Below are 24,514 nucleotides of genomic sequence, written 5' to 3' on the forward strand. Positions count from 1 at the left end.
GAAGAGGTGGATGAAAATGAAAGACAAATTGGCTGTGCAGTTATTTACGCTGCGGGAGGAATGCAAAAAAGACTTTCATGGCGTGCTCGGAAGACTGAGTGAAATGGGCTGGGCCGGAGTGCAGATGGCGGGCTGCCACGATTATGACCCGTCCGAACTGGCCGGAGAAATCCGTAAATTGGGGATGAAGACGGCGGGGATGCACGTCAAGCTTGATGAGCTTCGCAATGAGCTTGCGAGGGTCATAGCGGAAGCCAAGCTATTCGATACGCCGGATATTATATGTCCCATCACCCCGCTTCCTATGCGTTCGGAGCTGGGATATCGCCAGCTAAAGCGGGAACTGAATGGGATCGCCGAAGAGCTGAGAACACATGGAATGAGGTTGAGCTACCACAATCATGCCTTTGAGTTCGATCTTCAGGTGGATGAGCAAACGGCACTTGATTTTTTGCTGGAGCCTGCAAGTACGAATCATATTTTGGCGGAGATCGATGTGTATTGGATAAGAAGAGCGGGCTACGATCCATCGGCATATATCCGGAAGTTCAGTCAACGGATGCCGATTATTCATCTGAAGGATATGACAGACGATGAAGAGCAGGCGTTTGCCGAGATTGGAACCGGCACGACAATCGATTTCAAGCAAATACTGTCATGGGGGGAAGGGAACGGAGTGGAGTGGTACGTAGTCGAGCAGGATAAGTGTCTTCGAGATCCCATGGATTGCTTGCAGGTGAGCTGGAATAATGTGAACAGAATGATAGCGCAGCTGGAGCTGGAAGGAGTGGAATCGCATGAATAATAATAAGCTACGGATTGGCATCATTGGAGCGGGCAATATCTTTCAAAAACAGCATCTAAAGCCGCTTATGAAGCATAAAGAGGTTGAGATCGTTGCGGTGTGCGATGTGAATGAGGAGCGAGCGGCACAAATTGCAGCAGAGGCCATGGCGCCGCATGTGTACACGGATTATCGCGAGCTCTTGGCAAGAGACGATATCGATGCCGTTGACATATGCACCGCCAATCTCTATCATTCGGAAGTCTCGATCCAGGCTTTGCGCGCCGGCAAACATGTCTTCTGCGAAAAGCCGGATGCCGTTAATCCCGAAGAAGCGTACAAAATGAAGAAAGCAGCGGAAGATAGCGGCAAGCTGTTGATGGTGATGCGCAATAACCGATTCCTTCCAGCGTCGCAATATCTTAAAAATTATATCGATTCCGGTCTGATGGGCGAGATCTATACGGGGCGCTGCGGTTGGATCAGACGCAGGGGAATTCCCGGTAAAGGCGGATGGTTTACGACGAAAGAGCTGTCCGGAGGCGGTCCGTTGATCGATCTTGGCGTTCACTTTATCGATTTGGCGGTATGGCTGATGGGCCAGCCGAAGCCAGTCGCAGTAAGCGGCGCTACCTACACGAAGTTCGCCAACAATGAATTGTCCGACTCCGTTCACAGCCAATTCGGGGAGCGGCAGCAGGACGGAACATTCGATGTCGAGGATTTGGCAATCGGATTTATACGATTTGAGAACAATGTGACGCTTCAGCTCGAATTCAGTTGGGCTTCCAATATCGGCGAGGAGATGAATTTCGTTGAATTGAGGGGAACGAAATCAGGAGCGTTGTTGAAGAAAGGGGAGCTGTCGATCTTCTCGGAGACGGCCGGGCAACTGACCGATATTCATCCCGTACTGCCCGCCAAAGGAAACGTATCGCCGCATGAAAAGAATATTCATCATTTTGTTGAATGCGTGCTTCACGGCGCGGAGCCCATCTTCAGCCCTCAGCAAGGAGTAGATCTGATAACGATTCTTGCAGCGGTATATCGTTCGGCAGAGACCGGCAGGGAAGTAGTCTTATAGATTGCAGATTGCACGAAAAGGAAGGAGGTTGATCCAACGTGAGTCGTCCAAACATTATCATGATCATGACAGATCAACATCGTGGAGATTTCATGGGCTGTATGGGAAGCGAAATTGTCGCTACCCCGCATCTTGACCGAATGGCTGAAGAAGGCGTGTTATTCACGCGAGCGTATTGCAATTCGCCGCTCTGCGTCCCATCGCGTATGTCGATGCTAGCCGGCACATATCCGTCTCAAACGCAGGTGTTCGAGAATTCCGATTACTTGCGCTCCGATATGCCCACTATCGCTCATGCCATGTCATTAGGCGGCTATGATACCGTGCTTTGCGGCAGGATGCACTTTGTCGGCCCGGATCAAAGACACGGTTACCAAAAAAGGCTTGTCGGAGATATTACGTCCAGCTACCCTGGTGGCCCGTCAACTCCTTATGGAAAACTCACCGGTACCGCAGGACAGGGGCTCAAATCGATTCGGAATGCAGGTCCTGGAACCTCGCCGGTCATTCAGTACGACGAGCAGGTAACGCAGGCGTGCGAGCAATTTTTGAACGATCACCAAGAAGCGGACCGGCCTTTCTTTCTAACCGTTGGCTATTATGGCCCACACCACCCTTATGTATGCCCGGAGCCATATTATGATGCGGCGCTGGCAGCAATAGAGTCGGACAAGGACAGACTTATACCCAAAGATGACGAGATGCAGCACTCCTGGCTCGAGAGCTGGCGGAAGCGCTTGAAAGCCGATGAGATTAGCGATGAGCAATTGAAGAAGGCGAGAGCTTGCTATGCAGGCTTGGTATCGCTTATGGATCAGCATGTAGGCCGGGTATTGAAAGCGGCGGAGGCACAGTCTAGAGATACCATTATTATTTATACGAGCGATCATGGAGACATGGCGGGCGATCGGGGAATGTTCTGGAAGCGCAACTTCTATGAAGGAGCCGTTCGAGTGCCGATGATATGGAAGGAGCATTCCGGCAACAACGCTTCCACGAAGCGTATTGCGAAGTCGCTGCGTGTGGATGTGCCAGTCAGCTTGATCGATCTGGCTCCTACTTTCAGCCGGATAGGAGAAGCGCCCTCCCTGCCTCAAGCGGCAGGGGAAGATTTATGCGGCTTGCTGGCCAATGCGTTGAACGATGCATACAGAGTCAGGTGGAGCGCTCGCCCCTTCTATTGCGAACTGGCGACGAAGCAGGATACGGCGATCCGGGTCGTTATTCGAGGACAGATGAAGCTGGTTGCCTTTCACGACTCCAGGGAAATGCTAATGTTCGATCTGGAGCGTGATCCCATGGAGCGGCATAATGTGATTCGCGATCCGGCATATGCTGTCTTCAAGGAGGAACTGGAGGCGCTGGTAGAGCAGGAATGGGATTCCAGTGAGATCGTGAGATCTATTAACCTGAAGCAACAGGAACAGCAATTTATGAAGACATGGGCGGAACAGGTAGGTATGGGAAAGCTGGACTTATGGGATTATGAAGCAGAATGACAGCATATGACAACCGGGAGGCGGAATGATTGATCAATCGCTCAGATGATCGACCGAATATATTGTGGATATCATTAGAGGATACAAGCCCGCGATTCGGATGCTACGGGGACCGACTGGCGCGGACACCGAATATCGACCGACTCGCAACTGAAGGGACGCGATTCCCTCTTGCATTCGCGACAGCCGGCGTATGCGCCCCTAGCCGATCAGCCATCATTACAGGCATGTATCAGACATCCATAGGCACACATCATATGAGAACGACACATACGAATCCTTATTCTAGCGAATTGCCGACCCCTTATCAGGCGGTCGTTCCACATTATGTCAAGACGTTCACCGAATATTTGCGGGCTGCCGGTTACTTCTGTACTAACAACAAGAAGACCGATTATCAATTCGAGCCCCCGATAACGACTTGGGATGAACTAGGCGATCATGCCCATTGGCGGAACCGGGAAGAAGGCCAACCGTTCTTCTCTGTATTTAACCCCAATCTTACGCATGAGAGCGGTATGTGGCCGGAGAAAGAACGGCATGCGCTGGAGACCGACCCCGATCGTGTGACGCTTCCTCCGTATATTCCCAATAGTCGCAAATCTCGTGAGGCGCTAGCACGGCATTACGACAACATCGCCGACTCGGACAAGATCGTTGGCCGAATCCTGCAACAACTGGAAGAGGACGGCTTGGCCGATAATACGATTGTATTTCTATGGAGTGATCATGGCGAAGGACTTCCACGGGCTAAACGCTGGCCGTACGACGCGGGAATCCGAATTCCGCTTATCGTGCGCTGGCCTGGTCATATCGAGCCTCACACCGTATCAGAGCAATTGGTGAGCTTGGTCGATCTGGGGCCGACAGTTCTTTCCTTAGCCGGTGTGGACGTGCCTTGCCATATGCAGGGTCAGCCGTTCCTCGGGGAACAGGCCCAAGCCAGGACATATATTTACGCCACACGTGATCGCTATGACCAATCGTACGATATGGTTCGTGCCGTTCGCGACAAGAGGTATAAATATATTCGCAATTATTACCCGGAGTTGCCCTATATGATATGGATCTCCTATAACAATAAGCATCCTATGCAGCAGGAGCTTTGGCGCTTGTATGCGGAAGGGAAGCTGGAGGAAGAGCAGAAGGTCTTGTTCAAGAAGCGGCCGATCGAAGAATTATACGATACGGAATCGGATCCGTTCGAGCTGCATAACCTGGCGAAGGATGCTAACTACCGGGAGAAGCTGCATGAGCTTCGGAATGCACTCGACGAATGGCGCGACCGGGTTGGGGACATGGGAGAAGTAGCGGAGGATCAGATGGTGGAGCGCTTCTGGCCCCAAGGCGTACAACCGCAGACGGCGACCCCCGTATTCGTTCCTATCGCGGATGGTAGTCCCGGAATCGAAGGATCATTGGAAGGCGGCACCTATTCGGGACCGCTGCTTGTTCAGATCTATTGCGCCACACAGGGATGCTCGATCGCTTATACGACGGATTGCGGGGAAGATGCCAGATGGAAGCTGTATTCCGAGCCTATTAGAGTTGAAGAAGGAACAACAACAATAAGGGTAAGAGCGTCTCGCATCGGTTACAAGCATAGCGAGGAAAGATCCGGGACGTTCATTATTGAAGGAGCGACAAGTGAATGAGACGACCGAATGTAGTCCTCATTCTGAACGACGATATGGGATATTCCGATATCGGATGTTACGGCGGTGAGATCGAGACTCCCAATCTGGACCGATTGGCTGCAGAGGGCATTCGATTCTCACAGTTCTATAATACGGCCAGATGCAGTCCTTCGAGGGCGTCGTTGTTGACGGGGCTGCATCCGCATCAGACCGGGATTGGCATTTTGACCGATAATGACGGACCTGAGGGATACCCTGGCAATTTGAATCGTCAATGCGTGACGATAGCGGAGCTGCTGAAGCAAAACGATTACCGCACGTACATGAGCGGAAAATGGCATTTGGCCAACGATATCCGTCATGACAATCATACATGGCCTCTGCAACGGGGATTCGATCGATTCTACGGGACATTGGCGGGGGCGGGCAGCTACTTCCGGCCATTGACCTTAATGAGAGATAACGACAACATTGACGGAGATGAACTTCCTGAAGATTATTATTATACGGATGAAATCAGCGTCCAAGCGTCTTCCTATGTAGAAGACCATGCCGCCTTCCATGCAGACCAGCCCTTCTTCATGTATGTTGCATACACAGCGCCTCACTGGCCGCTGCACGCGAAGCATGAGGATGCGGCCAAGTATAAGGGCCGGTTCGACTCAGGCTGGGATGGATTAAGGGAAAGACGTCTGGCCCGGCTGAAGGAAAGCGGTATTCTGAACGAAGGATGTCGATTAAGCGAAAGAGATCCTTCTCAGCCGAGCTGGGAGCTTGCCGAGCATAAAGATTATTTGCTTCGCTGTATGGAGGTTTATGCGGCACAGATTGATTCTATGGATCAGGGAATCGGAAAAATCATAGATGCTTTGGAAAGGACAGGGCAGCTTGATAACACGTTAATTCTGTTCCTGTCGGATAACGGCGGATGCGCTGAGGTCATTAAGCCTGCCGCCAAGGAAAGAGCGCGTCAAAAAAATGTAGCGCCGATGGTTACAAAGGAAGGCAGTGACGTCGTATTCGGTAATCGGCCAGATGTCTGGCCCGGCTCGGAGGACAGCTATCAAAGCTATGGGGTAGCTTGGGCCAACTTGTCCAATACACCGTTCCGCCAATACAAGCATTGGGTGCATGAAGGGGGAATAGCTACGCCATTCATTGCTCATTGGCCCAATAGAATGCGAACCAAGGGCGGCATCAATCATACGCCATTGCAATTGACCGACGTCATGCCAACTGTGCTTGAGGTGACAGGGACGTCCTATAAGGATACTTACGCAGGAAATACCATCTTGCCTCTTGAAGGAAGCAGCTTTGCACCTGTCTTTGATGGCGAGACAATTGCCAGAGGGCCGCTTTATTGGGAGCATGAGGGGAACTGCGCCATTCGTATCGGAAGATGGAAGCTGGTCAAAAAATACTCGCAGCAGTGGGAGCTGTATGATCTGGAAGAGGATCGCTCGGAGTTAGTGAACTTAGCGGATAACTATCCCGCTATGGTGGCTGAATTGTCAGAGCTTTACGATCGTTGGGCCGATCGGTGCGGCGTCATTCCCAGAGAACGCATATTGAAAATAAATCAAAAACGAATAAAATAGAAATATTACTTCGGAAGCGGTGCACACCGCTTTCTTCTTATTTGAATGTTAACCGTGTAGACCATCAGCTTCCGGCAATGAATCGATGGACAAGCTTCACGATAGTATGTAACCGCTTGCAGATAAGGCGAATTCTATTCAAGGAGCCGTGAGTTATGATGCGGAAAAGACTGCAGAATCCTTTATTTTACCGTTTCTTATTATCCTATCTTCTGGTGCTTGGCTTGCCTATTGTCATTATGGGACTTACCCTGTATACCTTAACGTTAGGTCTGCTGAAAGAGCATGCTTATGATGCCAATTGGAGAATGCTGTCTCAAATATCAGAGAAAGTGGATACGGAATTTCGAGAGATCATGCAGATTTCCGCCAAATTAATGTATTACAGGGAGTTGTTCGAGGCACCCGCGAATGAAACCGTACACAACCTGCAAAACCAAAACTTGTTGAACTACGTAATCAGTTCGGAATTTATCGATGAGCTTGCTATTTACAGTTACAATAACAGGACGATCATATCCAATCAAAGTTCTTATTCACAGGATGTGTTCAAGCGTCAATTCGCCATACAAGCAGAGAAGTCCGGCGATATTATTGGTCACATGCAATCTATATCCAAGCCCGAGTTCTCTCTTGTGCATAAGATTAATCCCAGCGGAGAGAAGGACAGGTATTACGTATATTACGTACCGTTGCCGATTAACAGCAACGAGCCCAAAGGGATCGCCCTATTCTTCATTGATGAAATGAAATTCACCAAATTACTGGGATCGTTAACGGAGAATAAAGCCGGCAATGCGTTAATCGCGGATCAAGCCGGTCATATTCTAACCTCCTTGTATCCAATTGAGCAAGCGGAAGCATTCGTTCGCGAACAGATCACCTCATCGGGACATCCAGTGAAGAAGCCTCTTCAGTACAAGGATGTGAAATACCAGACGTTCCATGTGACTTCATCCTCCAACGGCTATCATTATATGATGATGACCCCGCACGATGAATTAATGGAAGCGGTCTATCATCTTCGGAATCGGGGATTTATGGCATTAGCTCTTATTCTGATTGCTGGTTCCATTATTATTTTCTTATTAATGCATATGAACTTTAATCCGCTGCAGGAATTGATCGAATTCGTGGAATCGAAGTGGGGGAGCAGATCCGCGCAGACCAGGGGAATCGGGCAAATCCGGAAGGCGTTGCAACTGGCGGAGCAGCTGGAATTGGACATGAAAGAAAAAATGGAAAGGTCAGTGCCTGCTTTGCGTCAGCAGATGCTTGGTGATCTGCTGCGAGGATTGCATGACGATCTAGACGCATTCAATGAGCAGGGGAAAAGCCTGGGATTACGTCTGCAGCCCGTTCCAACTCAGGTCGCAGTTATTGAGTTGCCTGATGCGGACAATGACTCTTCGGAACTGATGGACAAGCTGGAAGAGGCGGCCGGACATGAATCCACGGGCCGCATGTACGTCATTAGTCTAATCGAGCAAGGTCGTGTGGCCATTCTATATCAGAAGTCGGATTGTACGGAGACGATGAATCTCATCTGGAGCGACCTACACAGCACGTTGGCACAAGAGCTTGGCAGTCCCCCTACGATTGGGGTAGGTACCTTTCAAAATACACTGCATGAGCTTCCGATCTCGTTCCTTCAAGCGAATTCATCGCTTAATTACGCCAGCGTTATGGGGAGAGGGATCGTCATATCATTCGAAGGTATTCAGCAGTTGGAGCTTAACTCGAACGGTCAGCCGGAGCTTGACTTTGATGCACTCAAACAGTATCTGTTGACAGGCAAATTCATGGAAGCCCGGGAACTTATCGCGGAATTTATTCAAAAGATTATGAAGGAAAGCGGTACGCTATTCCAAGCGACGAGCTTATGCTTCGAAATTACTAATTTCGTATGGAGAGTGCTTCAGGATGTTCCCGGTTTCCAGCAGCAGAGAATTGTATTCCCGGATATGATTACATTATCAAGAATCCATACCATTAAAGAGCTGGGCGAGAGAGTATACACGGTATGCGACGAAGCTTTCAAGCAAGTGGAAAGAATGATTAGCAACGATCTGGAAGATGAATTCATAAGTTCCGTCATGAGATATTTGCAACGACATGCCTTGGTTCAAGATTTCGCCATTCAGAATATGGCTGATGAGTTATCTTGCTCGGTATCTCATTTAAGAAGAATATTCAAGGAGCAGACCGGACAGACGATATACGATTATGTGAATGAATTAAGGATGAATCAAGCCAAGGCGTTGTTGGCGGAGACGGATCATCCCGTGCAGGAAATTGTCCAGAAAGTCGGGTACAGCGATGTTTCCAGCTTTATTCGAAAGTTCAAGCAAGTAACGATGATGACTCCGGGGGAATACCGCAAGGCGGGTGTTTTGCGCCGCAAATCATAGCAGTTTGCAAGGAGAGTGTGAGGGGGAGCAGCATGAGGATGAAGCTGCTTCAACTCGCCTTTTTTGTTGTGATTACCGTATTTTTCGATAAGCGAGGCTTGTTAAAGTATGCGAGAAAGCGCATATTCGGTCTGATCCATTCGGCATACTTCTTCTCGCATATATTAAGCGCATTGACAAATTGCCCGTCACTCTAGCTGCCCGTATGATGGGATAACAACAACTGATAGCGCTTGCATCGAGTTGTTAATCAAGCTGGGGAAGGATGGGGAAGGATGCAAGTTCGTACAGAACCGCAGCCAAGAAGAAGATTTGCGGTCACAGGTTTCAATAGAACCTGGCTTGCCATAAAAGTGAATTGGCAGCTCTATGTATTGCTTTTTCCGACACTTTTGTATTTTGTGATTTTCCAGTACGGCCCGATTTATGGTTTGCAAATCGCCTTCAAAGATTTTAGACCGATGAAAGGGATATGGGGCAGCTCATGGGTCGGCATGCAGCACTTTGAAGCGTTTTTAAGCTCACCGCAATTTATGGATGTGCTTAAAAATACGTTATTGATCTCAGCTTATGAGCTGGTATTATTTCCAATACCGGTCATGCTGGCATTGCTCATGAATCAATTGCGTTCCAAGCGATTTAAGAGCCTTGTCCAAACGATTACTTATGCGCCGCACTTTATTTCCGTTGTTGTCTTGGTAGGGATTTTATACTTGTTTCTGAGCGTTCGCACGGGAATCGTCAATCAGATGCTGGGCATGATCGGGTTGGAGGCCATCAACTTTCTGGGAGAGCCCGAATGGTTCAAGAGCATCTTTGTTTGGTCTGGCGTATGGCAGAATGCCGGCTGGGGAACGATTATCTATTTGGCTGCGCTCACATCGATCAATCCGGAACAGCATGAAGCGGCCGTTGTTGACGGTGCGAGCAAGCTGCAGCGAATCCTGAACATCGATTTGCCGGGCATTATGCCTACGGTAATTGTTATGCTTCTCTTGAATATGGGACATTTTATGACAGTCGGATTTGAAAAGGCTTACTTGCTGCAGAATTCGTTGAATGCAGAGTCGTCAGAAATCGTGCAGACGTATGTCTACAAACGGGGGATATTGAATACGCAATTCAGCTACTCCGCCGCAGTCGGTTTGTTCAATAATGTTGCCAATTTTATTATATTAATCGTTATGAATAGATTGGCGAAAGCCATGAAACAAAATTCGTTATGGTGAGGAGGGATAGATCTTGAATGAAACTTGGAAGAGGAGCAACGGGGATCGTTGGTTCGACGGGGCCAACCTGAGCTTCTTTATACTAATACTGGCAGTTGTCATCTATCCGCTCTATTTTATCGTCATCGCCTCGATTAGCGACCCGGACGCCGTCAATCAGGGACGTACCATGCTGATACCGAAAGATGTAACATTAATAGGCTATGAGAGGATTTTTCAAGACCAGCGAATCTGGCTTGGTTATATGAACTCTCTTATTTACATGGTCGTTGGGACGATCATTAAAGTGTCTTTAACCATTACTGCGGGGTATGCGCTCTCACGCAAAGATTTAGTAGGACGCAACATCTTCATGTTCGGCATTGTATTTACTATGTTTTTTCAAGGAGGTCTCATCCCGACTTATTTGCTCGTGAAAGACCTTGGCATGTTGAATTCCTTGTGGGCAATGGTTATTCCGTCGGCCGTAACGGTGTTTCAACTCATCATTGCTAGAACGTTTTTTCAATCTTCAATCCCGGATGAGCTGCGTGAAGCCGCTTTTATTGATGGTTGCACCAATTGGAAGTTTTTCTTTAGCATCGTGCTTCCGTTGTCTACGCCAATTATTGCTGTTGTCGGTCTCTTTAGTGCAGTCAGCGAATGGAATTCTTATTTTCCGGCGCTCCTCTATTTGCGAGACGAGGCGTTGCATCCACTACAATTAGTGCTTCGGTCCATTCTGATTCAGAGCGAAGCGCAGAGTGAAATGCTGGACGGTACGATGGAGACTCTCATGTATTTGAAAGCGGCGGAACAGATCAAATATGGCGTAATTATTGTCGCCAGCTTGCCGATGCTGATCTTGTATTTAGTTGCGCAACGTTATTTTGTACATGGCATTATGGTTGGTTCTTTGAAGGGGTAACCCGGATAAGAGGATTAATAAAATTAAATTAAAGAAGGGAAGAATGTTCAATGATTACACGTAACTACACACGCTGGGTAAAGGCGCTTGCTGCGGGTTGTCTTGCAGGGACTCTGCTGCTGGCGGGATGCAGCACCAATGAGCCGAACAATACCGGGAATGGAGAGACAACGGGAGAAGGCGCGGCAACCGAAGTCGAATTTCCGCTGGCCGAGCCCGTCACGCTGAAAATATACACGATTAAAAACGCGGTGCAGAAAAAAGAGTATAACGATTTGGAGTATTTCAAAATCTTGAAAGAACAAACCAATGTCAACATTGATTGGACGCTAATGACGCAGCAAAACAGTGCGGAAGTCGTAAATCTGGCCATTGCAAGCAACGATCTGCCCGATGCCTTCTACGGTTCCGGGGCGTTGAAGGATGTCGTGAAAAATGCGGCCGACGGCGTCATCATACCTCTTGATGAGCTGATTGAAAAATATGCGCCAAACGTAAAAGCGGCCTTCGAAAAAAATCCGGAATTGAAAAAGTCCGTTACAGCTTCGGACGGTCAAATCTATACGTTGCCCAATGCCGTCTTCAATCACAATAACAACATGATTCCTTCCGCCATGTATATCAATAAGAAATGGCTGGACGACTTGGGACTGAGCATGCCGACTACTACAGATGAATTCTTCGAAGTGCTTAAAGCGTTCCGCGACGGGGATCCGAACGGGAACGGCAAGAAGGATGAGATTCCATTCAGCTTCCTGGACTTGAAGCACCATTTCTATAGCCCGACACCGTTGGCAGGAGCATTCGGCAAAACTTTCCCGTCCGGCACGAACGGATTCTGGCATGTGGAGAACGGTGAAGTGAGCTTTGCGCCGACGCTTCCGGAAAACCGCGATTTCCTTGTTTACTTGAATAAGCTTTATCAAGAAAATCTGATCGACAAAGAAATTTTTACGCACAATGTCTCCGTATACAAGTCCAAGCTAACGAGCAAAACGCCGATTGTTGGCGTCTGGTTCGGCTGGAGCGATTATTCGATATTAGGCAGCACGAATACGGAATACGCACTGCTGGAGCCGTTGAAAGGTCCGGATGGCAAGGCTGGCTGGCAAATTCAGGATAATAATATGAATATCGACGCTTTCAGTATCACGAGAGCCAATAAACATCCGGAAATTACGATGAAATGGATTGATGCAGCGCTGGAGCCGAAAATGTCGTTCCAGGCGAACTTCGGCATGATCAATACCGCCTGGAAGGAAGAAGGCGACCAATTGGTACCGATACCGGTTCCAGAAGGCATGACAGATATGGAATTGCGCGTCAGCGAGGCGCCGGGGCCGCAAGGCGTGAGTATTGTGCTGCCGGATGATGTCAAAGCGGCGGACCCTGAGAATGAAATTGTGAAGGCGAAGATTAATGAGCGATATAAACCGTTCACACCCGATGAATGGTATCCCAGAGCGGTGCTCTATTCTCTTGAAGACGAACCGGCGATTACGGCTTGGGGAATCGACGTACAGGGCCCTAACGGATTTCTAGATCAAATGCTGGCGAAGATCGTGCTTGAACCGAATCCTGAGGCCACTTGGAACGAGATGGTCAAGCAATTAGAGAAGATGAATCTGCAAGGGCGTACCGACATTGCTCAGAAATATTACGACGCGATTCGCAAATAACTGGGGCGAATGACAAAAGGAGGAGACGACTTGGCTACGAAACAACCGAATATTGTTTTTATAATGAGCGACGATCATGCCGCGCACGCCATGAGCTGCTATGGGAGCAAAATGAATGAAACGCCCAACATCGACCGCATCGCGAATGAAGGCATGCGCTTCAACAATTGCTTCTGCACCAATTCCATCTGCGCTCCCAGCCGGGCGGTCATCATGACAGGGAAGTATAATCATCATTGCGGAGTAAGAACCTTGAATGAGCCTTTCGATTCCAGGCAGCAGACGGTCCCGAAGCTGCTTCAGGAGCATGGCTACCAGACGGCCATCATAGGCAAGTGGCATCTGGGCCACGGCGGGTATAGCGATCCCGCCGGATTCGATTATTGGAACGTGTTCATCAACCAAGGCTTGTATCACAATCCGAAAATGATCGAAATGGGCGAAGAGAAAGTGCTTGAAGGCTATGCTACCGACATCGTAACGGATCTGTCGATAGATTGGATAGATAATAGAGATAAAGATAAGCCGTTCCTGCTCTATTGTCACCACAAAGCGCCGCATCGCCCTTGGGTGCCTGACGAAAAACATGCGCATCTCTATGAGGATGTTCACATTCCGGAGCCGGACACGTTCAACGATGACTATTCCAATCGATCCGAAGCTGCCAGAGAAGCGAAGATGAGAATGCGTGATCTGAGGCCGAAGGATCTGAAGGAAGCTGTTCCGGAAGGCTTGACCGAGGCGGAAGAGCGTTCGTGGAGATATCAGAGGTACATTAAAGATTATCTGCGCTGCGTTGCATCGGTTGACGACAACGTCGGTCGGTTGCTCGACTATTTGGATCGCGAAGGGCTGACTGAAGATACTATTGTAGTTTACACCTCGGACCAGGGCTTCTTCCTTGGAGATCATGGCTGGTTCGACAAGAGGTTCATGTATGAGGAATCGTTAAGAATGCCATTCGTTATTCGATACCCTCAGGCTATTCCGGCAGGGACAGTAAGTGATCAAATGATATTAAATGTTGACTTCGCCTCCACATTTCTCTCCTATGCAGGGGTTCCTGTTCCTGAGAATATGCAGGGCGTTAACCTGCAGGCGGTGCTTGGCGGCGAATCGCCGGCAGACTGGCGGACGTCGATGTATTACCGTTATTGGATGCATTGCGATAGCGAGCACAATGTCTACTCCCACTACGGAGTGCGTACGCATACGCACAAGCTGATCTATTATTACGGCGAAGCATATGGATTGCCCGGTTCGCAAGAGATTGCCGTCAATCCGGAGTGGGAGCTGTTCGATCTTGTGAAGGATCCTTATGAGCTTAACAACGTGTACAATCAGCCAGAATATCAACAGACCGTATTGGAATTGAAAGAAGAGCTTGAACGGCTGCAACGCGAGCTCGGCGATGAGCCGGTACATTCGTAATGAATATTGTCTATCTGCACACACATGATACAGGGCGATATATCGAGCCTTATGGATATGCGGTGCCGACGCCGAATCTTATGCAATTGGCCACAGAAGGGGTATTGTTCAGACAGGCCTATTGTGCCGGGCCGACATGTTCGCCGAGCCGGGCCGGCTTGCTGACGGGTATGGCTCCTCACTCGGCAGGCATGCTTGGACTTGCCCATCGGGGAGCTCGACTTCATGACTACAATCAGCATCTGGTGCCGTATTTGAAGAGGAATGGGTATGAGACGGTATTATGCGGTATTCAGCATGAAGCGCCTGAAGCAGCAATGATTGGATATGACCATATATTGGGCAATCCGGACTATGATATGAGCAACTTCTCATTCCGTTCCGTCGAATGGGATGAGGAGAATGCGAATGCAGCAGCAAGCTACATTCGCCAGCAGCACGATAAGCCGTTCTTCTTATCGGTGGGGCTGTTCAATACGCACTTGAACTTCCCGGATCCCGATCCCGGAATTCAACGGGATTATGTGGCAATGCCGTATCAATTCCACGATTGTGCGGAGAATCGTGAACAGTGGGCTGCGTATATGACTTCGGCTCAAGCCGCGGACAGATGCGCCGGCATCGTGCTGGAAGCTTTGAAGGATTCCGGCCTATGGGAGGATACGTTGATTATTTTTACGACGGATCATGGGTTGCCCTTTCCCAGAATGAAGTGCAGCCTGTTCGACAGCGGAATAGGGGTTTCGCTTATTATTCGCGCTCCTCATATCGAGAGGAATGGCAAGGCTGTTGATGGGCTGGTATCCCACTTGGACGTATTCCCGACAATTTGCGATATAGCCGGATTGCGTCCGCCTTCTTGGCTTCAGGGTTATTCCTTGGTTCCTTATCTGGAAGGACGGTCAACAAGTGTTCGAAGCTCCGTCTATGCAGAGATTAATCACCATGTGGATTACGAGCCAATGCGAGCGGTTCGAACGGAAAGATACAAGTACATTCGCAATTTCGGTGAGTGTACCTATCTTCCCCGGAATCTGGATGCCAGCATGCACGGCAGTTTCCTCTTGGAGAATGGCTTCCTGGAGACGGAGAAACCGGCTGAGATGTTGTTCGACCTTTATCTGGACCCGGTAGAGCGGACGAATCTGGCTCAATGCAGCACGTATAGTGAGGTCAGAGCATCCATGGAGAAGGAACTGCTCGATTGGATGGAGGCCACTAACGATCCCTTACTGCATGGTGATGTGGGGATTATCTGAGATTGGCAAGCGATTATAGATTTGTAGGGAGGTTTTATGGGAAATGATGACAATGGTGAGAAAGTCGATGATCTATGTGCTAGTCGGGCTTATGTGCATAGGAGGGCTGTCAGGAAATGGATCTGAATCGGTTCAAGCTGCAACCATGAGATACTTCGACAATGTGGAATCCAGTCAATTTCCCGTTCGGCTACAAAACCATTTATCGCAGCAACCATGGGAGGATGGATATATCGATATAACGAAACCTCCCTATAATGCGGCGGGAGACGGTATGCAAGACGATACGGCTGCCATTCAGGCGGCAATCGACGATGCCTACGCCAGCAATTTAATCGTGTACTTCCCGACCGGAACATATCTGGTCTCTAATCAGATCCGGGCATTCCAATACGATGACAATTGGTATCAAGGCAGCGGCTTCGGCAGCCAGAGGAAATTCGGCAATCTGCTCGTAGGGGAGACGGGAGGGAGCAGACCGGTTATCAAGCTGAAGGATAACAGTACCGTGACGGACAATATTCTGCTTCTGTATAAGTGGTTGAATCCCAATAATCCGACGCAAGACGGTAGACCGAAGCACTATCTGGCAACCTTCCGCGGAATCGACATCGACATGGGCAATAACGCCGGCGTTAGCGCTATCTCCATGGACGGTGCACAGTACTGTACGATTCAGGATACGCATATATACGGCTCGGACTTCCGTGTGGGAATTCACAAAATACCGGGTGCTGTGGGGTCCGTCATTAACGCCCGGGTTACAGGCGGGGATATTGGCATATTAGCGGACTCCTATGCACCACAGCCGTTGGTCGCCGGCATTACATTGGAAGGGCAAAGCGAATACGGAATAAAGATTACAGATTCGCGGCAATCCACCGTTAACGTTATCGGCTTCAAGATTACCGGTCCCAGCTCGCCCAGCGCTTCCTATAGAGGCGTATACGTTGAACGCAACCCGATCGTAGATTACGGGAAAGAACAGAGCAGCGTGTATCTGCAGGATGGCCAAATCGAAGTGCAAGGGGCCAACGGTGTCGCGATTGAGAATGCCGACAATCCGCTGTATGACAATAACGGCTCTAATGTGGTCATTAACGATGTTTACATCAAATCCGACGTCTTGGTAAGAAGCCCTCTCTCCGACCACTCAGGCAATGCCTCGAGCTGGAAGCATATCGATGACTATGCTTATTCCCCGGGCGCCTATGGCAGTTACATTCATGTGAACGGGGACGACCATTCGACGCCGCTGAACGATTCGGAGTACATGGGAACCATCGCAAGCGTCAGCCCGCCGCCCGATCTGGTCTCTCGGCATAGTTGGCCGATTGCTATGCCGTCCTATGATGATGCGGATAAAGTCAATATCGTCACCGATTACGGGGCTACGCCTTATGATGACTCCGACGATGATGCTGTGGCGATTCAGCAAGCAATTGATGACGTTGCGGACTTGAATCATGCCAATTACGGCAAGTCGATTTTTATTCCCAGAGGACATTTTAAAGTGAAGCAAGGTCTTCTGTTGAAAAAAGGCGTCAAAATTTTCGGCGCGGGAAAAAATATATCGGTCATAGAAGTGGACCCCGCCTTCACTGTAAACGGACCATCCTTTTTACTTGATACCGTGAATGACGCACAAGCGGATATCGTTATGACGGATTTCGCGTTGTTAAAGCTTGATGCTTCAGCCGCATTAGGACAAACCGATATGAAAAATCTTGGTTTCTTGCGAATTAGAGGAGGCGGAACGGTCTTTCGGGATGTGCAACTGGCGGCAACGGAGCAAGTATTTGATAACTTCTATCTGCAGCCGGAGGTCGTATTCTCGGATCAGGCTGGCGGGAAAATCTATAACTTGGCCGTTAATACGTCAGTCAAATATACGGACGGTGGAAACGTATCCGGCGACTATCACCGCGTCGTCATCCAAAATACGAATCAGCCATTGGATATTTATCAGATGGGAGTCAATAATGCGGAGAAATCGGTCTTGCTGAATATTGACAATGCGGAGCATGTCAATATCTACGCACTGAAATACGAGGAGGAGAATCGCTTATTCCGCGTCGAAGACTCCAATGATATTCGAATCATCGGCGGATACGGCTACTATGCGATTGGCGACAATCATCCGGCCATTATTCAAGTAAACAATACATCGCAACTTTATTTTGCCGGCTTGAGCCGACTGACAATGCGACATTATGGGGAATACCAGGGCAGAAGCTGGATCATCAATGGTTCGGAGTCCATTCCCGACGATCATACCTTGCTGTTGTACAAAGAAGACAATGCGCATTCCGCAAGCACGCCTACGGACTTGCTCACCAATGGGGGATTCGAGTCAGGGCTAATTGGCTGGTCAGCAGAAGGAAGCGCAACGATTACCGCCGAATCGGATAACATCTATCAGTTATCCCAATCGGCAATGGTGAGCAACCGATCCTCATCGGACGACACGATCTCATACGATATTACATCGATTCTTCAGGCGAACGGATCAGGCATATATACACCTGAAGCGTGGGTGCGCAACTTGACGAACATCGAGTCGGACTTCGAGCTTCGAATCGTTATAACCGACAGTACAGGTACGCATGAGACGAAGCTGATCCAAGGAGGAGCGATGTACTGGCAGCGCATTCATGACCGTCTCTCTCTATCCTGGAACGGTACCTTATCATCGGCGAAGCTGGAGATCGTGAGTCTCGATCCTGCCCAATCCTACTTCGTGGATTATGTACAGTTATATAAAGGCGATTATAGTTACGATCAACAAGTGAATCTGCTGAGCAATCCCGGGTTCGAGAGCGGAACGAGCGACTGGAGCAGCTCCGGCTCCGGTGCGTTGACGGCAGTGACGAGTACCTTCGCAGAGGGAGAATATGCCGGAGTCCTTAACGGACGCGCGACACCTGCCGATGGGATTGAGCAGGATATTACCGCAATCTTGTCGCAAGAAGGGCCGGGAGAATATGATTATTCCGCATTTGTAAAATTAGGGTCGGGTGTGGATGAGAAAACGAAAATGAAGCTCAAAGTAACCGATGATAACGGTAGTAGAACGTACACGGGTACATTCTATAGCACCGACGGCAAGTGGACGGCCATGGGCGGACATGTCGATCTGGACTGGTCGGGCAACTTGTCTTCGGCGAAACTTACTATTGTCACGGATACAAATACAAGCGATTTGTTCGTAGATGGAGCGAGGCTGATCAAGAGCGGTACGTTGATTGCCGAGGTGGTGACGAATCCAGTGGTGACGAATCCAGGCTTTGAATCGGGAGATCTAACGGGTTGGGACAGTAACAATGTCACGATTAATACCAACAGCTATGTCGGTGCTTATGCTGCCAAGCTCGACGGGAATGGTGAGTTGTCTCAACACATTCATGTGTCCCCGGGACACACATATACGTTGCAGGCTTATATGGACGTTGTCCATTCGAAAGGCGTCATGGAAGTACTGGACGGAACTACAGTAATAGATGCGGTCGAAGCGACTTCCAAGAGCTGGACGCCCTATACGCTAACAGTGACCGTTCCGACAGGTGTCACCCAACTCACGCTTCGATTCACTACAGCCAGTAATAAGTCCGTCAAAGTCGATGATATCACGGTCATCCGGGAATAGTAGAGTTATGCACGCGCAGGAGGGTGAAAGCCCTCTTGCGTTTTTTTCGATTCTATTGCGTCATATCATGATGACATAGCAACAAAGATGTACTGGTCGGACTGTTTTGATATAGTGCATACTGTCTGGTTAAAAAGTCATAAAATTTTTTTCGAAATACGCAACCTCGTTAATAGTTTATGTGTTTAAGGAGTGAAGGACAAATATAAAAAGAAGGGATTGGTTTAAATGAAAAGGTTAAGCGGATTTTCAAAAATTTCAGCATGCATGGTCTTAGCGCTGGTATTAATGTTGACGCCGATGGCAGCGTTTGCAGAAGGAGGGGCGGCTTCTAAATCGAAGACGGTTCCCAAGACGCCGCCACCGCCGGTGATGGTTCAGCCTCTAGGACTATATACGGGGTATACATATTTAGAATCATCTAACAGATCGATTAAAGATAATTTGGATCAAACATGCTTGTTGACAGCTCAAACTACAGCAAAACAAGATGTTGATGAGGTTGGTGCAAAATTCCAGCTTCAAAGATGGACGGGTACGAACTGGTTAAGTGTAGGTCCTGAAACTGTTTTCAGATCATATGATACGTTTGTTTTCTTTAATGGTGTTACTAAAACAACCACTTCGGGTTACTATTATCGTGGGCAAATAACACACTTCGTTAACCACAACGGCACATATGAGTCGGCAGTTGAATATACTCCTACAATGCTTGCTGACTAATAGAAAAAAAAGCGTATCTGAATTTCAGATACGCTCTTATTTTATTTCTTGAGCTATTTGAATCAATTCATGTCTGGAAATTTCACCTGAGATGATGATATACATATCTTTCAATGGAAACTCAATACTATGAAGCCCGCCTTCTTCAGAAAATAAGATAGCTTCTGAATTATTAATGGTTATTCTTTCAAATGCTTTATCTGCTTGCTTACTATCGGAAGCAATTTGTTCTTGTTCTGTTAGTTTTCTGATAGTTACCTTTATGATTTGTTGATTAGCATTCATATACTTGAATAGTGCTGCTATTGTCTCTTTCTTTGAGCCGTTTGAAAATGTGAAGATAGTTTCAAGCTTGTAGTCTTCAGGCGTATAAGCAATAGAAGGAATGTTGAAAGATATTGCTTTAGATGCTTCCTCCCATGAATCGTATTCTTCTTGTCCGAACTCTGTATTTTCTTTCCCACCCCCATCATTCACTTCTTCAGCCCCTTCCTCGGGAGGAGGCGATGTTTGTGGAATGACTTTGTTGTCTTCCGAGCCGAATATGATCTTGATGGCTTCGTCCTTTATGCTCACAATGGCTTTATAGATGGGGTCGAAAGCGTTCGACACCGTAGGTGTTCCAAAGATGATGGCTCCTAACAGGAAGGAGGCTGCCACATAAGGCAGTATTTTTAATTGGAACTTGCGTTTGGATTTACGCTGCAATTGCGCTTGGAGTCTCATCCACGATTGATCGGAGCTGGGCACGAACTCCTGTTTTTTTGCCGTCTCCTGTAATGCCGTATCGAACCACCTTTCGAATTCATCTTTATTCATTTTTGCCACCCCATCTCTTTTTGAATCGTTTCTTCATTGCTTCCCTTGCGCGGTATAGCTTATACTTGACCGTCTCCTGAGTAGTGTCCAGCTCTGCTGCAATTTCCTTGTAACTCAAGTCCCGTTTCCATCTTAGCTCAATTAGAGAACGATACTCCGGCTTCAACTCTCTAAGACATTGTTCCAGCGTCTCTGACATGAATTTGAGCTCCACCTCCTGCTCGATAGAGCCCGGTTCAGTGGTCAGTTCGTAGTTCTCATTTATGTAAACACTGTCAGAGTCGATATCGTTGCGATTTTTTTTCGTTTTTCTGAAATAATTGAAGACCGTGTTCTTCACGACAACTTTCATCCATGCTTTCAACTGCACTTCAGTAGTTGTTTCCGGCACATTGCGAATGACCTTTATGAACGAGGATTGGATAATATCCTCGGTTGTGGCGTGATCCTTCACCATGTAGATAATGATTGGGTACATGAGCTGATAGAACTCGTCGTAAATCTCTCTCTGAAGCTGTGGGGTTAGTTGTTCATAGTTAGCGGTCATCAGATGGACTAGCTTCTCTTGCATATCTATGGCGACCCCCTTACGAGCGCTATTTATAGTAGATGAGTTGCATATTTCACTAATTTCCTCCAGTTATTATAACCTATTCCGATATCCTTTGTGTGTATAAACTATTGGCGATTGAGAGAAAATCGCAAGACCTGCTACCTAATGGAGATTGAAAGTGTTACTACTATAGAGAAGCTCCAAGTTGATGGGAAAGGGGATCGTATCAAAAATGAAAAGAAGCAAGTATGCTCGAAGAAGTGACTATATATTATTGATATTTATTATGTTCATTATTAGTGTGTACGCCATACCACGCATATTCGAACTGCTCATTCATTCGTCTGAAGGAGACTTTAAGACCAAAGAAGGCTACTATGCAAATTTGCTGCACATGGACAGAGGGGAATGGGAAAGTCAGGGAGCGCTATATCCCGGATTGGAGCATTTATTGGGAGCTGCACTGCAAAACCAACACATTGTGCAAGAGATCAAAGTTTCCAATGAAAGCCGGGTATACGTATCCATAAAAGAAATCGACGCAGAATTAAGAGATGATCATGTTATAGGCATTGCCAGCACGGTGTTTGAACGTTTTCCTGACATCGAATTTGTAACGATTATAAATTTGTCATCCGAATCTGGTACCGGCAAAGACAAAGAGAGGTACACGGTGTCCAGGAGTCAGTATGAAAGCGTTATGATAGATGATACACTCTCAAGTCACGAGCAGTTCCAGCAATTGTTCATTTCCAGGCCCTAGACGGATGTATGTCTCGGAGGCCTGCTCCGGTCAAAAAGGTTATCTTCTGGCTACTCTTTATCCATTGAACCAGCGGCTCCTGCATGGCCATCATCTCCATGTGAATTATAGTATGAGCTGGATATGTAGCGCACATTATCGTAGTATAAATGATAATAAAACTGCTATAAATGAAGGAGAGATAGTAATGTGTCGTAACATTAAAACGCTATTCAATTTCGATCCCCCTGCGACGGAAGCGGAGATTGAAGCGGCTGCCCTGCAGTTCGTCCGGAAGCTGTCCGGCTTCAACAAGCCGTCCAAGGCGAATGAAGAAGCCTTTCATCGTGCTGTAGCGGATGTGGCGGCTTCGGCCAAGACGCTACTGGATGGACTTGTAACCAATGCCGAGCCGCGTGATCGCGAAATGGAGGCCGAGCGTGCCCGGGCGAGGAATGTTCGTCGATTCGGAAGCTAAGTCTTATGGAGAAACGTGGAAGTAGGAACGCGATTCTGTTCGTTATCGTCTTTATAGCGTTATTGACAGCCTCTGCTTTCCTGCTTGTCAATTGGATCAAGAGCGCAGAGATCTTCAATTTCGTTCGTCCGTTTACGGTCGAAGTGACCAATGATTCGGTATACGATATTGTTTCATTGGAATTAGGGTTGCTGAAGGGTGAATCTAAGGAAACACTGGACAAGATCATTGCGAGCGGGGCGAAAGCAAGATTTATTCCCAATCTCGATCTCACCAGCGAGAATGCCGTTTACTTGAAATTCCGAGATGCCAGAGGCGAAGTTGGGGAGCTTACTGTATGCGGATATACGGAATATTTGAACGGTATGACGAGCGTACGAATTAATGAGAAGGAAGCAGTTGTGGAAGAGATGGACTGCTTTTAGTATAGGCTGTTCCATAGGCTAACGAATGTCAAGAAGGGGAGTTTCTGCTGCAGCGGTCATTTCTGACAATCGTTAGTTTTTTGTATGTTCAAAGCGGCGTTGCTGTGCTATAGTAAGCTTAAACTAAATTAAGAAATCGATTTCTATTTTCTGATGTCATCGTACTTGAGGCGAGAGGAGTAGCAATGAAAAAGAAGTATGCGATTGTAGGCGCAGGTGGAAGATGTATGTATATGTTCGCGCTTCCCTTGGTGGAAGAGTTGTCTGATGTGGCGCAACTGGTTGGCATATGCGACGTGAATGAGGGACGTGCTAAGCTCATGAGCGAGCGGTGCGGCGGAGTAGCCACTTACGCTGATTTCGAGCGAATGCTGGATGAGACGAAGCCTGACACCGTTATCGTAACGACGATTGACAGCCTTCATCACGACTTCATAATCCGCGCATTGCGAGCCGGGTGCGATGTCATCACCGAGAAGCCCATGACGATTGATGCCGACAAGTGCCGCGAGATTATGAAGGCAGAAGCGGAGACGGGGAAGCACGTCGCCGTAACATTCAATATGCGCTTCATGCCTTATGTGGCGAAGGTGAAGCAGTTGCTTAGGCAAGGGGTGATCGGCGATGTGCTACACGTCAATGTGGAATGGTTCCTGGATACGCGTCACGGAGCGGATTATTTCCGCAGATGGCACAGGCATATGGAGAAGAGTGGGGGTCTTCTGGTACACAAGTCGACGCATCACTTCGACATGATTAACTGGTGGCTGGACGATCAGCCCGAGACAGTGCAAGCACTCGGCGATTTGAAGTTCTACGGGCCGAACCGGGAAGAGCGCGGCGAACGCTGTCATACCTGCGCACATTCGCAATCCTGTTCTTTCTACTACAATATTGCGGGCAATGAACGAGACCGGACATTGTATCTCGATAATGAGAGCTATGACGGTTATTATCGAGATCGTTGTGTGTTCAGTGAGGAGATCGATATCTACGATACGATGGCTGTACAAGTGCGCTATGAACGGGGAACGACGATGTCTTACTCTTTAAGCGCATATAATCCGATTGAAGGTTGGCGGGCGGTACTTGTCGGGACGAAGGGGAGACTGATTGCCGAGGAGTTCTATCCGGTGAACGGCGAGCCGATGAAGCCATACAGTGACATAATGTTGTACAATGAGCTTGGCGAGAAGACGATCGTGCAGTGTCGTCTGTCCAGCGGCGGCCATGGCGGCGGCGATCCAAGACTGCGCGATATGCTGTTCAGAGACGGGGTGTCCGATCCGCTGGGGCAGCAAGCCGGAACTCATGCGGGCGCTATGTCGCTGCTGATCGGAGCTGGAGCGAATCTGTCGATTGCCGAGGGCAGACCGGTATCCATCCGAGAATTGGTAGACTATGGCATTTATGCATGAATGATGAAGCTTAGAATATGATGATCATAGCCCGACTCTTCCCGGTGCGGGATGAATCGGGCTACTGCAGTATACAGGAGGTAGAGGTGGACATTCCGTATCATCTCCATCGTTCAGTACCTCTTGGGTGCCATTGTATCTAGGGCTGGTAAGGACCGATAGGTTATCTTTGTTCCATTAGTAACGGAAAAC

The 24,514-nt window shown here is 48.3% G+C and carries 20 protein-coding genes; 18 read left to right on the plus strand and 2 right to left on the minus strand.

Annotated elements, in window-relative coordinates:
* Positions 1 to 16 precede the first annotated feature (16 nt).
* From ACFQ2I_RS02155 to ACFQ2I_RS02220, 14 genes are all read left to right on the plus strand, one after another.
* Positions 17 to 805: a sugar phosphate isomerase/epimerase family protein gene (locus ACFQ2I_RS02155; RefSeq protein ID WP_377561839.1), complete on the plus strand. Its 789-nt coding sequence runs from the start codon at positions 17 to 19 to the stop codon at positions 803 to 805.
* Positions 798 to 1,868 (plus strand): Gfo/Idh/MocA family protein, encoded by a 1,071-nt coding sequence (locus ACFQ2I_RS02160; RefSeq protein ID WP_377561840.1) that lies wholly within the window; start codon positions 798 to 800, stop codon positions 1,866 to 1,868. The genes ACFQ2I_RS02155 and ACFQ2I_RS02160 overlap by 8 nt, the downstream gene beginning before the upstream one ends.
* 38 nt (positions 1,869 to 1,906) lie before the next feature.
* Positions 1,907 to 3,367 (plus strand): sulfatase-like hydrolase/transferase, encoded by a 1,461-nt coding sequence (locus ACFQ2I_RS02165; RefSeq protein ID WP_377561842.1) that lies wholly within the window; start codon positions 1,907 to 1,909, stop codon positions 3,365 to 3,367.
* A gap of 29 nt (positions 3,368 to 3,396) precedes the next feature.
* Positions 3,397 to 5,022 (plus strand): sulfatase-like hydrolase/transferase, encoded by a 1,626-nt coding sequence (locus ACFQ2I_RS02170; protein WP_377561843.1) that lies wholly within the window; start codon positions 3,397 to 3,399, stop codon positions 5,020 to 5,022.
* Positions 5,019 to 6,602 carry an arylsulfatase gene (locus tag ACFQ2I_RS02175; protein WP_377561844.1) on the plus strand — a complete coding sequence of 528 codons (1,584 nt, stop codon included), beginning with the start codon at positions 5,019 to 5,021 and terminating at the stop codon, positions 6,600 to 6,602. Before ACFQ2I_RS02170 ends, ACFQ2I_RS02175 begins: the two co-directional genes overlap by 4 nt.
* 155 nt (positions 6,603 to 6,757) lie before the next feature.
* A complete protein-coding gene (locus ACFQ2I_RS02180) occupies positions 6,758 to 9,013 on the plus strand; it encodes a helix-turn-helix domain-containing protein (protein WP_377561845.1) in 2,256 nt (751 codons plus the stop codon).
* 32 nt (positions 9,014 to 9,045) lie between these two features.
* Positions 9,046 to 9,210: a hypothetical protein gene (locus ACFQ2I_RS02185; protein WP_377561846.1), complete on the plus strand. Its 165-nt coding sequence runs from the start codon at positions 9,046 to 9,048 to the stop codon at positions 9,208 to 9,210.
* 264 nt (positions 9,211 to 9,474) lie between these two features.
* Positions 9,475 to 10,242 (plus strand): ABC transporter permease, encoded by a 768-nt coding sequence (locus ACFQ2I_RS02190; RefSeq protein ID WP_377561847.1) that lies wholly within the window; start codon positions 9,475 to 9,477, stop codon positions 10,240 to 10,242.
* A gap of 13 nt (positions 10,243 to 10,255) precedes the next feature.
* A complete protein-coding gene (locus ACFQ2I_RS02195) occupies positions 10,256 to 11,149 on the plus strand; it encodes a carbohydrate ABC transporter permease (protein WP_377561849.1) in 894 nt (297 codons plus the stop codon).
* 50 nt (positions 11,150 to 11,199) lie between these two features.
* The gene (locus ACFQ2I_RS02200; RefSeq protein ID WP_377561850.1) at positions 11,200 to 12,828 is read left to right on the plus strand and encodes a hypothetical protein; all 1,629 of its coding nucleotides are present in this window, start codon (positions 11,200 to 11,202) and stop codon (positions 12,826 to 12,828) included.
* Positions 12,829 to 12,858: 30 nt separating this feature from the next.
* Positions 12,859 to 14,259: a sulfatase family protein gene (locus ACFQ2I_RS02205; protein WP_377561851.1), complete on the plus strand. Its 1,401-nt coding sequence runs from the start codon at positions 12,859 to 12,861 to the stop codon at positions 14,257 to 14,259.
* On the plus strand, positions 14,259 to 15,518 hold the full coding sequence (locus ACFQ2I_RS02210; protein ID WP_377561852.1) for a sulfatase family protein: 1,260 nt from the start codon (positions 14,259 to 14,261) through the stop codon (positions 15,516 to 15,518). The genes ACFQ2I_RS02205 and ACFQ2I_RS02210 overlap by 1 nt, the downstream gene beginning before the upstream one ends.
* Before the next feature lie 43 nt (positions 15,519 to 15,561).
* Positions 15,562 to 19,164, plus strand: a complete 3,603-nt coding sequence (locus ACFQ2I_RS02215) for a carbohydrate binding domain-containing protein (protein WP_377561853.1) — start codon at positions 15,562 to 15,564, stop codon at positions 19,162 to 19,164.
* A 228-nt stretch (positions 19,165 to 19,392) separates the two neighbouring features.
* Positions 19,393 to 19,887 carry a hypothetical protein gene (locus tag ACFQ2I_RS02220; RefSeq protein WP_377561854.1) on the plus strand — a complete coding sequence of 165 codons (495 nt, stop codon included), beginning with the start codon at positions 19,393 to 19,395 and terminating at the stop codon, positions 19,885 to 19,887.
* Between the two features lie 36 nt (positions 19,888 to 19,923).
* Here the strand turns inward: ACFQ2I_RS02220 and ACFQ2I_RS02225 are convergent, their stop codons facing one another.
* Complete coding sequence (locus ACFQ2I_RS02225) at positions 19,924 to 20,706, minus strand: DUF4367 domain-containing protein (protein WP_377561855.1); 783 nt, start codon at positions 20,704 to 20,706, stop codon at positions 19,924 to 19,926.
* Positions 20,699 to 21,277: an RNA polymerase sigma factor gene (locus ACFQ2I_RS02230; protein WP_377561856.1), complete on the minus strand. Its 579-nt coding sequence runs from the start codon at positions 21,275 to 21,277 to the stop codon at positions 20,699 to 20,701. Before ACFQ2I_RS02230 ends, ACFQ2I_RS02225 begins: the two co-directional genes overlap by 8 nt.
* 214 nt (positions 21,278 to 21,491) lie before the next feature.
* Between ACFQ2I_RS02230 and ACFQ2I_RS02235 the strand changes: the two genes are divergently transcribed.
* The 4 genes from ACFQ2I_RS02235 (at position 21,492) to ACFQ2I_RS02250 (ending at position 24,322) form a co-directional block, all read left to right on the plus strand.
* On the plus strand, positions 21,492 to 22,022 hold the full coding sequence (locus tag ACFQ2I_RS02235) for a hypothetical protein (protein ID WP_377561857.1): 531 nt from the start codon (positions 21,492 to 21,494) through the stop codon (positions 22,020 to 22,022).
* A gap of 187 nt (positions 22,023 to 22,209) precedes the next feature.
* Complete coding sequence (locus ACFQ2I_RS02240) at positions 22,210 to 22,479, plus strand: DUF2277 domain-containing protein (RefSeq protein WP_377561858.1); 270 nt, start codon at positions 22,210 to 22,212, stop codon at positions 22,477 to 22,479.
* Positions 22,480 to 22,484: 5 nt separating this feature from the next.
* The gene (locus ACFQ2I_RS02245; RefSeq protein WP_377561859.1) at positions 22,485 to 22,904 is read left to right on the plus strand and encodes a hypothetical protein; all 420 of its coding nucleotides are present in this window, start codon (positions 22,485 to 22,487) and stop codon (positions 22,902 to 22,904) included.
* A gap of 185 nt (positions 22,905 to 23,089) precedes the next feature.
* Positions 23,090 to 24,322 carry a Gfo/Idh/MocA family protein gene (locus ACFQ2I_RS02250; protein WP_377561860.1) on the plus strand — a complete coding sequence of 411 codons (1,233 nt, stop codon included), beginning with the start codon at positions 23,090 to 23,092 and terminating at the stop codon, positions 24,320 to 24,322.
* Positions 24,323 to 24,514: the final 192 nt, after the last annotated feature.

Origin of the sequence: Paenibacillus chungangensis (assembly GCF_042675905.1) — a bacterium.
Classification (GTDB): domain Bacteria; phylum Bacillota; class Bacilli; order Paenibacillales; family Paenibacillaceae; genus Pristimantibacillus; species Pristimantibacillus chungangensis.